This window comes from Caulobacter sp. BP25, from assembly GCF_002737755.1.
GTDB lineage: Bacteria > Pseudomonadota > Alphaproteobacteria > Caulobacterales > Caulobacteraceae > Caulobacter.
On record NZ_PEGH01000018.1, the window covers coordinates 322,127 to 336,300 of the forward strand.

Here is a 14,174-nt window from a genome sequence, read left to right on the forward strand (position 1 = left end):
GTCGTCAGGTTTCTGAAAGCCCGAGAAGCTTGGGCATGAGGGGACTTTAGATTTCGATGATGACGGGGAAAACTGGCCAGCTGCGCCGGATCTTGGCCGGCTCGGCCGCGGCGAGCGTGTTGCTGGTCGCCGGTGGGGCTTTTGCGCAAGCCGTGAGTGTGGACGTTCCGGCCCAGGCGCTGGACAAGGCGTTGCGAGAGTTGGGCAAGGAAACCGGGGCCAATATCCTGTTCTCGCCGCAGACCGTGGCGGGGCGGCGTGCGAGCGCCGTCGTTGGCCGCTACACGCCCCTAGAAGCCGCGCGCCGTCTGACCGGGGCGGCCGGCCTGGAGGTCATCGAGGACGGCAGCGGGGCGCTGATCGTGCGCGCGCCGGGCGCGACCCAGGCCGCGTCGGTTCAGCCCGCGTCGTTCGCGGCCGTAGATCCAGCACCTTCTGTCGAGGTTGAAGAGGTGGTGGTGACGGGCTCGCGCCTGCGCCGCACCACCTTCGACAGCCCGTCGCCCGTGGTCGACGTCGAACGCGAGGATCTGCTGGAAAGCGGCTATATCGACATCGCCGAGGCCCTGACAGACCTGCCCGGCGTCGACATCGGGATCAACCTGTCGACCAGCCAGTCGGCCGTGCAGGACAATGGCCTGTCGACGGTCAGCCTGCGTAGTCTTGGTCAGAACCGCACCCTGACGCTGATCGACGGCCATCGCACGGTGTCGAACGCCGGCAATATGAACGCGGTCAGCCTCAGCTCCATTCCCCAGTTCTTTGTCGACCGTGTCGAGGTCACGACCGGCGGCGCCTCGGCCGTCTACGGTTCGGACGCCATCTCTGGCGTCGTCAACATTATCACCACGACCAGCCTCAACGGCGTGCAGGCGCGCGCCGTGGCCGGGATCACTGACGCCGGCGGCGGCAGCAGCACCGAGTATTCGGTCGGCGCGGGTCGCCGCTTCTTGGACGACAAGCTCTATGTGATCGCCGCGGCGACCTTCGAAAGCCAGAACGCCCTGCGCGCCCGCGATCGTGACTGGGCCCTGCAGTCGGTGGTCTACGCGCCCGGGACCAACACGGTCTCGACGCCGGATCTGTCGACCTACACGCCGGGCGGGCGCTTTCGCAGCAGCAGTTTTTACTATGACGAGACCGGCCTGAAGCGCGACTTCGTCACCGCCCTCAACGGCTATGAGACCCGCCTCAACGGCACGCTGATCACGCCCGCCGAACGCACGTCCGGCGCCCTGAGAATCGCCTATGACGTCTCGCCGAACCTGAAATTCTGGGCCCAGTTCCAGGCCTCGCGCGTCGAGACCCACTCGACTCGCGAGCCCTATGGCCTCAGCAACTCGATAACCTACGGGACAAACGACGAGTTCTCGATCGGCAATATCGCGCGGACCAATCCGTTCGTGCCCGCCGAAATCTACAACTTCGCCACCTCGTCGATCAGCTTCCGCCGGCGCATGACCGAGGTAGGCGAGATGCGGATCTATAACCGCCGCACCACGCTACGCGGCTGGGCTGGCGCCGAGGGTAAGATGTTCGGCGATTGGGACTGGGCGGCGACCTACGGCTATGGCGAATACGATGGCTACCAGGTGCGCGAGAACGGTCTGAACCTGGCCAACGTCAAGAACGCGCTGAACGCCGAGCGCACCAGCGCCGGGGTGGTCCAGTGCCGTGACGCGGCCGCGCGCGCCGCCGGCTGCGTGCCGCTCAACCTCTTCGGGATCGGGTCGATCACGCCGGACATGGCCAACTATGTGCGCGCCGACATCTGGTATCGCCCGCAGAACCGCCAGGATACTTTCGAAGCCTACATGACCGGCCCGCTCTTCACGCTGCCCGCCGGCGACGTGGAGACCGCCATCGGCTTTGAGCTGCGGCGTGACAAGACCCGCACGACCACCGACGCGCTCACCCAGAGCGGCCTCACCAACTACGCCTACATCCCCGAGTACGCTGGCGTGATCGAGGCCAAGGAGGCCTTCGTCGAAGCCTCGGTCCCGCTGCTCAGGGATGTGACGTTCGCCCGCCGCCTCGAGATCGACGCTGCTTTGCGCATCGCCGACTACAACCTGTCCAAGGTCGGCACGACGCTGAGCTATCGCACAGGGGTGCAGTGGGAGCCGGTGCGCGGCCTGCGCCTGCGCTCGGCCTGGAGCCGCGCCCAGCGCGCGCCCGACACCACCGAGCTCTACTCGCCGCCGCGCGACGACTTCGACGACATCGTCGACATCTGCTCGGGCGTCTCGGCCAGCACGGCCGGAACTGTGGCCCAGAACTGCCGCGCCAATCCCGGCATCGCCGCGGCCATCGCCCAGACCGGCCAGTTCGTTTCGGACGTCACCAGCGTCAACGCGCCCAATGGCGGCAATGCCGACCTGAAGGAGGAAACCGCCGATACCCTGACCATCGGCCTAGTGTTGCAGCCGTCGGCGCTGCCGGGCTTCAACCTTTCCGTCGACTATTACGACATCAAAGTCACCGACGCGATTTCATCGTTGTCCAACGCCCAGCTGATGCGGGAGTGCTACTCGGCGCCCGCCGGTGGCGACAACCGCTTCTGCTCGGTGATCACTCGCGACGCCGAAGGCCAGATCAGCAAGATCATGAATCTGCAGGAGAACCTGGACGACCTGCGCGCCACCGGCGTCGACGTGGCCCTGCGCTATCGCTTCGACCTGGATCAATGGAACGTGCCGGGCGATTTCACCTTCCGGGTCAACTACAGCCGTCGCCTCAAGCTGCAAACACGCTACCAGGGCATCGATGGGGTGAGCCTGGCCGACGATGTCGGCGAGGTCGGTACGTCCAAGCATGAGGCCCGGGCGAGCATGGCTTGGCGCAGCCGCCACTGGAACGTGCAGTGGAGCGCCAACTATCTCGGCAAGGCGGTGGACGACAACGACGCGGCTGCGGACTTCGCCGCCAGCGGCGTGGCCAATCCGCTCTACCTGAACGTCGACGCCTTCTGGCGTCACGATCTGTCGGTGAAGTTCTATCCCAACACAAAGAACAAGGATTTCCGCCTGTTTGGCACGGTGCGGAACATCTTCGACAACCAAGGTCCGTTCCTGCCCAGCGGCACGGAGTCGGGCAATGACTACAACTATAGCGCCGTCTACGGCGTGACGGGCCGCGCCTACACCCTGGGCCTCCAGGTCGCGTTCTAGTCCGCTTCGCCGGCGCCCCATGCGGCGCCGGCGGCACGCCCTGTTCCGGAGCCCTCCATGATCCGTTTCCACCTGGCGGCCCTGGCCGTCAGCGGCCTACTGGCGAGCCCTGGCGCGCAGGCCCAATCCGCACCGAAAACCATGACCGCCGCCGATCTCGTGGGCCTGGAGAAGCTCTCCGATCCCAAGGTCTCGCCGGACGGGCGTTTCGTGCTCTACGCGGTCGGACGCGTCGACTGGAAGGCCAATGCGGTGCGCGAGGACCTCTGGCGCATCGGGCTCGACGGCGCGGATCCGCGCCGAATGGTCGAGGGGCCGGCCTTGGGCGTGGCCTGGGCGCCCGAGGCCAAGCGTTTTGCCTTCATAGCCAAGCGCGAGGACGATAGCGGCCGGCAGATTTATCTGTCGGCAATCGACGGCGGCGAGCCGCGCCGCCTTGGCAGATTGAAAACCACCCCCTCGAACCTGCGCTGGAGCGCCGACGGAGCCTGGCTCTACTTCCTGGCTGATGCGCCGGAAGGTAAGGCGCTGGCCAAGCGCAAACGCGAAAAGGACGACATGCTGCCGTTCGAGACCCGGCAGGCGCGCGCGCGCCTGTGGCGCATCGCGCTCGCCGACGGCGAGGTCGAGCCGGTCATCGAAGGCGATTTCGAGGTTGAGGCCTATGACCTGTCGGCCGACGGCGCCAGCGTACTCTACCGCCGCGCACCCTCCAGCCTGCTGGACGACAATCCCAAGTCCGAGCTGTGGCTGCGGACCGGCGACGCGCCCGCCCGCCGCCTGACCGACAATGACTTCCAGGAAAACGGCCCCAGACTGTCGCCCGATGGTCGCTGGGCGCTGTTCCTGGCGACAGCCGAGAACGGTCGCTACGGCACGGTCAATCCCAACCTCTTCGTGCTGCCGACCGCTGGCGGCGCGCCGCGCGAGTTGGCCCATGGCCTGCCTTACGAGATCGAAGACGCCGTCTGGTCCGCCGACGGCCGCGAGATCTACATCACCGCCACCACGGGCGTGCGCCGCGAGATCTTTGGTGTGGATGTCGCAACAGAGGTTGTGCGGCCCCTGGTCCGCGGCGACCACGCCGCCAGCGACGTCACCCTGACGCGGGACGGCAAGACTCTGGTGTTCTTCAAGGCCTCGGCGACCTCGCCCGGCGAGGTGTTCCGGCTGGACCCCAGGCGCGCGAGGGCTGCGCAGGTCACCCACGCCCATGACGACATCGCTCAGCGCTATCGCCTGCCGCGCCAGGCGGCCATCCAATGGACCGCGCCCGACGGTCAAGCGCTGGAAGGCCTGGTGACCTATCCGCTCGACTACCAGCCCGGCCGTCGCTATCCCCTGATCGTCCAGAGCCACGGCGGCCCGCGCTCGTCGGACGTCTTCAACATCTTTTCCTACGGTCGCTTCAACCCGTTGCTGGCGGCCAAGGGGGTGATGACGCTCAGCGTCAACTATCGCGGCGGCACCGGCTATGGCGACGCCTTCCTCCAGGGCATGAACGGCGGCTACTTCCGCTACGCCGACAAGGACGTGCTCTCGGGCGTTGATCATCTCGTCGCCAAGGGGATGGCCGACCCCGATCGCCTCGGCGTGATGGGCTGGAGCGCCGGCGGTCACATGACCAACCGCCTGATCACGATCACCGATCGCTTCAAGGCCGCGGCCTCGGGCGCTGGCGCAGTGGACTGGCCGTCGATGTACCTGACCTCGGACACCCGCTGGCAGCGCAGCGAGTGGTTCCTGACGCCGCCTTATGGCTCGGCCGCGCGCCGCGATCTATATACCGAGTACTCGCCGCTCAGCCAGCTGGACAAGGTCAAGACGCCGACCCTTATCCTGGCGGGCGCCGAGGACGTGCGCGTGCCTTGGACGCAGTCAGTGATGCTCCATCGCGCGTTGAAGGCGCTCGGCGTGGAGAGCGAGCTCTACCTGGCGCCGCGCGAGCCGCACAATTTCCGGGAGCTGCGTCACCGACTTTTCCAGGTGAATGTCCAGATGGACTGGTTCAGCAAGCGGGTCCTGGGGCAGGGCTATGATTGGGCGTCCGCGCCCGGCGAGGGCGAGAATGACTAGCCGCGCCAAGATAGCGCGGATGCCCTCGCCAACGCCTTAGACCCGCTCGCTTCTCTGTCTCTCGGTCAGCGTTGCCCTGACCCCAGGTAGCGCCAGCCTCAGGATACGGCACGCACAGTCTCCGCCGAACGAAGGTGGCGCAAATCTACAAGAAGACCGGTAACTTGCGGGCATGCCGACTTCTACTCGGACACAGGAAGCTCGACGGCGCGGCCAGATGCCTTGGCATCGAGGTCGATGACGCGCTGGAGGTGTTTGAGCAGATCAACCTCTAGCGTAACGGCCCACCAGCTTTAACGCGGTCCGAATCCACGACGCGCCTCCCCTGAACATCGCGTTCCTGAAGGCGCGCCAACTGCAGAATTTGACTGAGGCTGTGTGAAAACTCCTGCGGGCCACAAAACGCCCTTCGCTAGACATCCAAAATCGTCGATCAGGCGCTCTGTGGCTCATGGTGGCCGGTCGGGAGACGAAAGTTCTCTTTTGCGAGACGTCTGGATTCCGCGTTTTCACACAGCCTCGACTCATCTCCGACCCTGGGAAAGTCCGCTCCTGCGCACCGCGCTGGAACCAAAATCTAGTGCGCCCGCCGCGGCCGGCCCTGACTCGTCGCGGACCTTGGGAAGCCGCCCCCCCCTCTGTCGCGAGCGCGGAACGGTTGCGCCCAGTCGATATGAGCTTAGCCTTCGCCCTGTAGGGACGTCTTCAGCACACCGGCGGCGCGGATCGCCGCGCCCCAGCCGCCATAGAAGGCGATATGCGACAGCGCCTCGCCGAACTGCTCGACGGTCAGGCCTTGTTGGCGAGCGCGGCTGAAGTAGAACGGCAGGAAATCGCTCTGGCCCGAGGCCGCCAAGACCGAGAGGGTCGCCAGGCCGCGGTCGCGCGGCGCTAGGCCCGGGCGGCGCCAAACTTCATGATACAGAAGGTCGTCGGTGAAGTGTTGCAGCGAAGGCGACACGGGCGTCACGGTTTCGGCGATGAAGCTGGCGCGGATCGCCTCGTCGGGAATTGCCTCCTCCAGCGGGATGAGATCCTCCGAGACGCCCGGTAGTTGGTCCGTCGTGACGCCGCGCTTGGCGAAAATCGCGCTCAGAGTCGCCATCGCGCCGAAGGCGTTGGGCCAGCCGGCATAGAAGGCCAGGTGGGTCATCAGTTCCGAGAGCTCTGATGGCTCTAAGCCGCTGTCGAGCGCCTTCTCCAGATAGTGCGGATAGGCGAGCTGGGCGTTGCGGGCGACCAGCGTGGACACCGTGACGATCGCCCGGTCACGGCGGGAAAGCCCGAGGCGGCTCCAGAGCTCGTCGACGATCTTGTCCTGGGTGTAGGTCACCAGAACCGGGGAGACGCTGCCCACAATGTTGAACAGGGCGAGCGTGGGATCTTGAGGCGTGGTCATGAGGGCGTGTCCGGAAAGAGCGTGTGGTCAGGCTTGCGAGAGCGAGGCTAGGTCGATGACGAACCGGCGATGGGTGTCGCCAGCCTCCAGGCGGGCGAAGGCCTGATTGATGTCCTGGATCGCGATCAGCTCGATATCTGGGGCGATGGCGTGCTCGGCGCAGAAGTTCAGCATCGCTTGGGTGTTGGCGACGCCGCCGATGAAGGAGCCCGCGACGGTCTTACGGCCCCGCACGAGGGCGCCCGCCGGGACGGGAGGCGTCAGCGGCCCCATGTAGCCGACGATGACCAGATCGCCGCCGACCGCGAGGGTGGACAGGTAGGGCGACAGGTCATGGGCGTACGGGATCGTATCGATGACGAGATGGTAGCGGCCCGCGACCGCGGACATCTGTCCGTCATCCGACGTGATCACCACCGCGTCCACGCCCAGATCGAGCGCGTCCTGGACCTTGCTGGCCGAGCGCGTGAACACCGTGACTTCGGCGCCCATCGCCTTGCCGAGTTTCGCGGCCATCTGGCCAAGCCCGCCCAGGCCGACGACGGCGAGGCGCACGCCTTCGCCCACGCCCCAGCGGCGCAACGGCTCCCATACGGTGATCCCCGCGCAGAGCAGGGGAGCTGCGCGGGCCGGATCGAGCGCGGCGGGGATCGACAGCACAAAGCGCTCCGACGCCACGAGAGCTTTGGAGTACCCCCGAACGTCGGCCGGCCGTCATGACGGTCGACGGCGTTGTAGGTGAAGGTCGCGCCTTCGACGCAGTGCTGCTCCGACCCGGCCTGGCAGGAGCCGCAATGGCCGCACGAGTCGACCATGCAGCCGACCCCGACCCGGTCGCCGACCTTGAAGCGCGTGACGTCGGCGCCGATCGCGGTCACGCGCCCGACCACCTCATGCCCGGGCACGACGGGATAGTTCGTAAAGCCCCCGTGGTTGCGGGCGATATGGAGGTCGGTGTGGCAGACGCCGCAGAACTCGACCTCGATCAGAACGTCGTCCGCGCGCAGTGGACGCCGTTCGATGTCGAAGGGCGCCAGATCGCTGGTAGGGGAGCTGGCGGCGTAGCCGACGGTGCGCACGGCGCTTCAGGCCTTGCCCGCGCGGAACTGCGCGGCGATCTCGGCGACGCGTTGGCCAAGATGAGCGGCGGTGGCGAGATCGCTGGCGATCGGCGTGACCTCGGCCGGCGCTTCGTCGGACTGAGCCATGGCGCCGAGCCAGCCGCCGACGCGGTTCAGCTCTTCGTTGGTCTTGCCGGGGAAGAGATCCAGACCGACCCAGATCATCCCGTGCTGGGCCGCGAACAGCGCCATCGAGATGAGGGAATTCAACTTGTCGCCGTGCATGGCGCCCGAATTGGTGAAGCCCGCCGCGATCTTGTTGCGCCAGGTCTGGGGAACCCACGCCGTGCGCGTGGACGCTTCCATGAAGCCCTTCAGCTTGGCGCTGATCAGGCCGTTGTAGGTCGGCGAGCCAAAGATGATGCCGTCGGCGGCGGCCAGGGTGTCCCAATCGATATCGCCGTCGGCCACAGCGATCAGCTTGGCCGAGGCGCCAGCGACGCGGTTGACGCCTTCGGCGACGGCTTGCGCCTGCTTGGCGGTGTGGCCGTAGCCACTGTCATAGACGATCGCGATCTGCATGGTCTGGGTGTCCGTTTCATTCAGCGCGCGCTCAAATCTCGGCGCGGCCACTGGTGTACGGCAGCTGTATAATGTAGATCTTTCGTATCCAGTGGCGATCAATGATCGCGACTTTGTATCCCGTTGGGAGCCAATAGGCGTGACGAGAGACAGTTTCGATGGGCTGGGCGTCTTCGTGGAGGTCGTCGAAGCTGGCGGCTTTTCCCGCGCCGCAGAGCGCTTGGCGCTGACCCGTTCGGCGGTCGCCAAGACCATCGCCCGGCTCGAGGAGCGACTGGGCGTGCGCCTCTTCCACCGGACGACCCGGACCCAGACCCTGACCGAGGACGGTCATGCGTACTTCGAGCATTGCCAGCGGGCGCTGCAGGAGGTCCGCGCGGGGCAGGCGCTGCTCGACTCCGGCCGTCGCGAGGTTCGTGGAACGCTGAAGATCTCGATGCCGGTTCTGTTTGGACGCCATTGCGTGGCGCCGCTGCTGCTGGAGCTGGCGGCGCGACATCCGGATCTGGCGTTGGACCTGCGTTTCAGCGACGCTGTTGTCGACGTGATCGGCGAGCGGTTCGATCTGGCGGTGCGCAATGGGCGGCCGGGCGACAGCGGAGCGCTACAGACCCGCAAGGTCGCCGAGCAGCGCAAGGTTGTCTGCGCCGCGCCGCGCTATCTGGCCGCCCGGGGCGTGCCGGAGACGATCGCCGATCTCGCCGAACATGAGGCCCTGGCCTACTGGCGCAACGAGCAACTGTTCGACTGGACGTTCGTCGACGCGGACGGGGCGCGGACGATCGCCAAGCTCAACTGGCGCTTCCAGTTTGACGATCACGAGGCCATCGTCGACGCGGCTGTCAAAGGGCTAGGCGTCGCCTGGGTTCCAGACTGGCTGGTGCGCGAGCACATCGAGGCCGGCCGGCTTCAGCCGATCCTCAACGCGCATCCGGCGCCGCCGCTGGAAACCTATCTCGTCTGGCCGGCGGCCCGGACCCTGCCGCTTCGCACACGCGTGGCCATCGACTGGCTGGCCGCGCGGCTGCAATCGGCCCTGCCGTCCGAACCGCCAGCGACGCCACGCGTTGAGCCAAGCTCAGCATTGCATGAAACAAGCGGCCCCTGATCGTCGAGCGGCGCGGCGTGTAAACTTCGCCGGGCGTACCCTATATGCAGCGCGCGCACGGTACGGTCGCGAGCGCCCCATGAAACGAGATGGAGAAGCCCGATGGAGCTTCGGATCAACGGCGTGACGCGCGAGGTCGACGCGGAGCCGGATACGCCCCTGCTGTGGGTCCTCCGCGATAACCTGGGCATGACCGGAACCAAATACGGATGCGGCGTCGCGCAATGCGGCGCTTGCTCCGTCCTGCTCGATGGCGTCGTGACGCGATCGTGCGTGACGCCGATCGATGGCCTGGCGGGCCATGAGATCACGACGATCGAGGCGATCGAAGCCGATCCGGTGGGCGCGCGCGTCGTCGCCGCCTGGGTCGAGCACCAGGCCCCCCAATGCGGCTACTGTCAGTCGGGCCAGGTGATGGCCGCGACATCGCTGCTGAAGCAGAACGCCCATCCCACCGACGACGAGATCGGCGCGGCCATGGTCAATCTATGCCGCTGTGGCACCTACAACGCGATCAAGGCGGCGATGCGGGATCTGGTGGGCGTGGCGAAGACGGCCGATGCGGATAGAGGCGCGGTCTTGGCGACGAGCGCCGTGATGCTTGGCGCGGCGGGCGCCGTGCTCGCCGCGACGCGCGGCGAGGGTTCGGAGGCGGCCGATGTCTGAGGCTCCCATCCAGGATCTGGCCGAACTCCAGCTCGACGAACGGCCCGTCAATCTGTCCAGGCGCGGCTTCCTGCTGCGTTCGGTGGGCGCCGGCGCCGGCGCCCTTGTGCTCGGCGTCGGGCTGAACGCCGGGTCGGCGCGCGCGCAGGCCGCCAAGACCTTCGCGCCCGGGACCAGGGTGCCAGCCTTCTTGGAGATCCGAGCCGACAACACGGTGCGGCTGCAGAGCCCGTTCGTGGAAGGCGGCCAGGGCGTGTTCACCGCCATGGCCCAGATCGTCGGCGAGGAACTGGACATCGATCCATCCGCCTTTGTCGTCGAGAACGCGCCGACCGGACCGGACTACCTGGTCGTGAATGGCGTCATGCGCATCACCGGCGGCAGCATGTCGGTGCGCACCAGCTACGAGACCATGCGACGACTAGGGGCCCTGGCCCGCCATATGCTTCTGCAGGCCGCCGCGCCGCGCCTGGGCGCGCCCGTGGAAGCTCTATCGACCGAGCCGGGTCGCGTGGTGCACAAGGCCTCGGGGCGGTCATTGAGCTATGGCGAGCTGGCGCCGCATGCGCTGGACCTTCCCGTTCCCGACCCCACGACGGTGTCCCTGAAATCGCCCTCCCAGTTCCGATGGATCGGCAAGGGCGTCGCTCGCCTTGACGTCCGCGATAAGTCCACCGGCAAGGCGGTCTACGCGATCGACGAGCGGGTCGAGGGAATGCTCCACGCCGCGGTCCAACACGCTCCGCGCCTGGGGCTGACGGTCGGCGCCGTCGGTAACGAAGATCAGGTTAAGGCCATGCGGGGCGTCCATTCGATCCACCGCCTGCCAGGCGCCGTGGCGGTCGTCGCCGAACGGTGGTGGGACGCGCGCCGCGCCGCCGAGGCGCTGGAGGTCGACTGGCGCGAGCCGGGCTCCGACAGCACCTTGCGCTACATGCCCGCCGACTTCTCGACGGAAGCCTTCGCGAAGAGTCTTGCGGCTTCCCAGATCAAGGTCGACGAGGCCGAGGTGAAAGGGGATGTCGGCGCGGCGTTCCAGGCGGCCAAGACGACGATCGAAGCCACCTACCACAGCCAGTTCGTCAACCATGGCCAACTGGAGCCGCCGTCGGCCCTGGCCTGGTTCCACGATGGCCTGCTGGAGCTGTGGTTTCCCAATCAGGCGCCGGACATGTTCCTGGCCGATGTGGCCAAGCGCACGGGCCTCCCGCCCGAGAAGATCAAGATCCATTCGCCCATCCTGGGCGGCTTCTTCGGCCGACACTTCCTCTACGAGAGCGCAAACCCCTATCCGCAGGCCATTGAACTGGCCAAGGCCACAGGACGGCCGATCAAGTTGATCTGGTCGCGGGAAGAGGAGTTCCATCGGGACGTCCTTCGTCCGATGGCGGCTGTTCAGTTCCGGGCTGGCCTCGACGCGGAAGGTCTTCCGACGGTCGTGGAGGCGATCAGCGCCACGGAGGGGCCCACGGAGGGCATCGCCGGCAAGCGCCAGGGTCTGGACCCGACGGCGTTGGAGGGACTGACCAACAAGAGCTACGCGATCGCCAATCGCCGGATCGGCCAGCGCTATGTCAAGGGACCCGCCATGCTGGGCTATTGGCGATCCGTCGGCAATTCGATGAACGACTTCTTCTATGAGTGCTTCCTGGACGAGATCGCCGACGCCGGAAAGCAGGACCCATTCGAGCTACGGCTCGCCCTGCTGAAGGACAATCCGCGGCTGATCACGCTGCTGAAGGCGGCGGCCGAGCTGTCGGGCGGCTGGAAGCGCGGGCCCTACAAGGCCCCGGACGGTTCGCGGCGCGCGCGGGGCCTGGGTATGGCCTCGCCGTTCGGCACCGAGACCGCGGCCATCGCCGAGGTCTCGGTCGAGGACGGGCGCGTCCGGGTTCACGAGGTCTGGCAGGCCATCGACCCGGGCAGCATCGTCAATCCGGCGATCATCGAAGCCCAGGTCAACTCCGCAGTCGCCCTGGGGCTGTCCCAGGTGCTGATGGAGGAGGCCGTGTACGAGAACGGCCTTCGCACCTCGCGAAACTACGATCTCTACCCGATCCTCCCGCCGGAGCAGATGCCGCGTGTCCATGTGAAGATCATCGAGAGCGGCGCCAAGATGGGCGGCATCGGCGAGCCGGGCCTGCCGGCGGTGCCCCCGGCGGTGGCCAACGCGGTTTCCCATCTCACCCGGCAACGCGTGCGGAGTATGCCGCTCTCGCGCCTGACCTTTAAGGCTTAGGGCGATGGAGGGGCGGAAATACAAGCGGCTCTCCATCGCCCTGGGCGTGGCGGCGAGCGCGATCATCGTCGGCGCCGTAGGCTGCTGGGCCGTGGCGACGAGAACGCCGGCTTCGCCCTTCGATGGCGCGGGGGAACCCGTGGTCACGCCGGCCCTGGTTCAGCATGGCGCCTATGTGGCCCGCGCCGCCGACTGCGTGGCCTGCCACAGCCTGCCCAACGGTCCGGCTTTCGCGGGCGGCCTCAAGATGCCCACCCCGCTCGGCGCGATCTACGCGACCAACATCACGCCCGATCCTAAGACCGGCATCGGCGCCTACACCCTGGCGGAGTTCGATCGCGCCCTGCGTCATGGCGTGGCCCGCGATGGTCACAGGCTCTATCCGGCCATGCCCTATCCGTCTTACGCGCGGATGACCGATGGCGACGTCCGCGCCCTCTACGTCTATTTCAAGCAGGGCGTGAAGCCGGTCGCCCAGGCCAATCATCAGAGCGACATTCCTTGGCCGCTGAACATGCGCTGGCCGCTGGCGATCTGGAACGTCCTGTTCGGCGGTCCTGGCGAGCCTCGTCCGGACTTGGCGGGTGATCCCCTTTGGAGCCGAGGCGCCTATCTCGTGCAGGGGCCCGGCCACTGCGGCGCGTGCCATACGCCGCGCGGCCTGGCCATGAACGAAAAGGGTCTGGACGAGCGTAGCCGCAGCTACTTGGCGGGCGCCGAGATCGACGGCTGGTACGCCCCAAGTCTGCGTGGTGATCACAACCTCGGACTGGCCCGATGGAGCGAGGACGATATTGCGGGCTTCCTGAAAAACGGTCGCAACGGCCATGGCGTGGTCTTCGGGTCGATGACCGACGTGGTCAACAATTCCACCCAGTTCCTGACCGAGCAGGACGCCCAAGCGATCGCGCGGTATCTGAAATCGCTGCCGGGAGACGCCGGGCGAGACGGCGCGCCCTGGCGCTACGAGGTCGTGGCGTTCGACGGACCCGCGGGAGACACCCCAGGCGCGCGGACCTACCAGGCCAAGTGCGCCTTCTGCCATGGGCTCGACGGCAAGGGTCAAGCGCCCTGGATGTCGCCTCTGGCTGGGACGGCCTCCTCGATGAGCCGGAACCCGGCGTCGACGATCAACATCACGCTCAACGGTTCCGGCCGGGTCGTCGCCGGCGGCGTCCCGGACGCCTATCACATGCCCGCCTTCCGCGCGCAGTTGTCCGATCGCGAGATGGCTGAAGTGATCAGCTTCGTGCGCACATCGTGGGGTAACCAGGGGGGCGAGGTGTCGGCCAAGGCTGTCGCGACCGCGCGCGCCGAGACGCGCCCCGCCAGCAGCGTCCCCGCGCTGCTGCCCACCCAGTGAGACGCCTGCGGCCCGCCCCAAGGGTCAAGCGCCGCCTCCTTCTGGCGGTCGCGATCCTTCTGGCGGCTGGTGGCGCGGCCGCATGCAGCGATGTGAAGGCTTCAAAGGCGATGCCCCAGTCCTCAAACACCCAAGCGACGGCCATGGGCCAGGCGATCGTGATCCGTTTTGAAGGCCGTGCCATCGCCGCAGCGCTCGACGACACCCCAGACGCCCGCGCCTTCGCGGCGCTTTTGCCTTTGACCCTCACGCTCGAGGATTATGCCGCCACCGAAAAGATCGCGGACCTTCCGTCCAAGCTGCCGGCCAGGGACGCCGCGACCGGGCACACGCCGAGCGTGGGCGACATCGCCTACTACGCGCCCTGGGGCAACCTCGCGATCTTCCACAAGCCTTTCCGCCATTCTCCCGGCCTGGTGAAGCTGGGCCGCTTGACGGAGGAGGGCGATGTGGCGCGCCTCGCGAAGCCGGGATCGGTTCGTGTGGAGATCGCCAAGGCGCCCTAGGAAC

General features: G+C 67.0%; 10 protein-coding genes and 2 pseudogenes. 8 read left to right on the forward strand and 4 right to left on the reverse strand.

The features are described from left to right. Window positions 1–59: 59 nt before the first annotated feature. From CSW59_RS15325 to CSW59_RS15335, 3 genes and pseudogenes are all read left to right on the forward strand, one after another. Window positions 60–3,170, forward strand: a complete 3,111-nt coding sequence (locus CSW59_RS15325) for a TonB-dependent receptor (protein ID WP_236632238.1) — start codon at window positions 60–62, stop codon at window positions 3,168–3,170. Between the two features lie 57 nt (window positions 3,171–3,227). Next, entirely contained in the window at window positions 3,228–5,246 is a 2,019-nt protein-coding gene (locus CSW59_RS15330) for a S9 family peptidase (RefSeq protein WP_099444856.1), read from the forward strand. Between the two features lie 104 nt (window positions 5,247–5,350). Beyond that, window positions 5,351–5,521, forward strand: a pseudogene (locus CSW59_RS15335) (integrase); the annotation flags it as partial. Window positions 5,522–5,925: 404 nt separating this feature from the next. On the opposite strand, the gene CSW59_RS15340 reads toward CSW59_RS15335, so the two are convergent. The 4 genes and pseudogenes from CSW59_RS15340 to CSW59_RS15350 all read right to left on the reverse strand — a co-directional run bounded on the left by CSW59_RS15340 (window position 5,926) and on the right by CSW59_RS15350 (window position 8,288). After that, entirely contained in the window at window positions 5,926–6,645 is a 720-nt protein-coding gene (locus CSW59_RS15340; RefSeq protein WP_099444857.1) for a carboxymuconolactone decarboxylase family protein, read from the reverse strand. 27 nt (window positions 6,646–6,672) lie between these two features. Beyond that, window positions 6,673–7,305, reverse strand: a complete 633-nt coding sequence (locus CSW59_RS21655; RefSeq protein WP_304441816.1) for a zinc-binding dehydrogenase — start codon at window positions 7,303–7,305, stop codon at window positions 6,673–6,675. A gap of 131 nt (window positions 7,306–7,436) precedes the next feature. After that, window positions 7,437–7,724 (reverse strand): annotated as a pseudogene (locus CSW59_RS21660) (alcohol dehydrogenase catalytic domain-containing protein); the annotation flags it as partial. 6 nt (window positions 7,725–7,730) lie between these two features. Further along, on the reverse strand, window positions 7,731–8,288 hold the full coding sequence (locus tag CSW59_RS15350) for a flavodoxin family protein (RefSeq protein WP_099444858.1): 558 nt from the start codon (window positions 8,286–8,288) through the stop codon (window positions 7,731–7,733). A 139-nt stretch (window positions 8,289–8,427) separates the two neighbouring features. Here CSW59_RS15350 and CSW59_RS15355 point away from each other — a divergent pair, with 139 nt between their 5' ends. From CSW59_RS15355 to CSW59_RS15375, 5 genes are all read left to right on the forward strand, one after another. After that, entirely contained in the window at window positions 8,428–9,396 is a 969-nt protein-coding gene (locus tag CSW59_RS15355) for a LysR substrate-binding domain-containing protein (RefSeq protein WP_236632239.1), read from the forward strand. A 102-nt stretch (window positions 9,397–9,498) separates the two neighbouring features. Further along, the gene (locus CSW59_RS15360; protein WP_099444860.1) at window positions 9,499–10,062 is read left to right on the forward strand and encodes a (2Fe-2S)-binding protein; all 564 of its coding nucleotides are present in this window, start codon (window positions 9,499–9,501) and stop codon (window positions 10,060–10,062) included. Beyond that, window positions 10,055–12,301: a xanthine dehydrogenase family protein molybdopterin-binding subunit gene (locus CSW59_RS15365; protein ID WP_099444861.1), complete on the forward strand. Its 2,247-nt coding sequence runs from the start codon at window positions 10,055–10,057 to the stop codon at window positions 12,299–12,301. Before CSW59_RS15360 ends, CSW59_RS15365 begins: the two co-directional genes overlap by 8 nt. A gap of 4 nt (window positions 12,302–12,305) precedes the next feature. Further along, window positions 12,306–13,664, forward strand: coding sequence for a cytochrome c (locus CSW59_RS15370; RefSeq protein ID WP_099444862.1), 1,359 nt, complete (start codon window positions 12,306–12,308; stop codon window positions 13,662–13,664). 143 nt (window positions 13,665–13,807) lie between these two features. Further along, a complete protein-coding gene (locus tag CSW59_RS15375) occupies window positions 13,808–14,170 on the forward strand; it encodes a cyclophilin-like fold protein (RefSeq protein ID WP_099444863.1) in 363 nt (120 codons plus the stop codon). Window positions 14,171–14,174: the final 4 nt, after the last annotated feature.

Excerpts from the sequence above, each read along its gene's own strand:
- CSW59_RS15325 (WP_236632238.1), top strand. The coding sequence starts at position 60 with ATGACGGGGAAAACTGGCCAGCTGCGCCGGATCTTGGCCGGCTCGGCC.
- CSW59_RS15330 (WP_099444856.1), top strand. The coding sequence starts at position 3,228 with ATGATCCGTTTCCACCTGGCGGCCCTGGCCGTCAGCGGCCTACTGGCG.
- CSW59_RS15340 (WP_099444857.1), bottom strand. The coding sequence starts at position 6,645 with ATGACCACGCCTCAAGATCCCACGCTCGCCCTGTTCAACATTGTGGGC.
- CSW59_RS15350 (WP_099444858.1), bottom strand. The coding sequence starts at position 8,288 with ATGCAGATCGCGATCGTCTATGACAGTGGCTACGGCCACACCGCCAAG.
- CSW59_RS15360 (WP_099444860.1), top strand. The coding sequence starts at position 9,499 with ATGGAGCTTCGGATCAACGGCGTGACGCGCGAGGTCGACGCGGAGCCG.
- CSW59_RS15365 (WP_099444861.1), top strand. The coding sequence starts at position 10,055 with ATGTCTGAGGCTCCCATCCAGGATCTGGCCGAACTCCAGCTCGACGAA.
- CSW59_RS15370 (WP_099444862.1), top strand. The coding sequence starts at position 12,306 with ATGGAGGGGCGGAAATACAAGCGGCTCTCCATCGCCCTGGGCGTGGCG.
- CSW59_RS15375 (WP_099444863.1), top strand. The coding sequence starts at position 13,808 with ATGGGCCAGGCGATCGTGATCCGTTTTGAAGGCCGTGCCATCGCCGCA.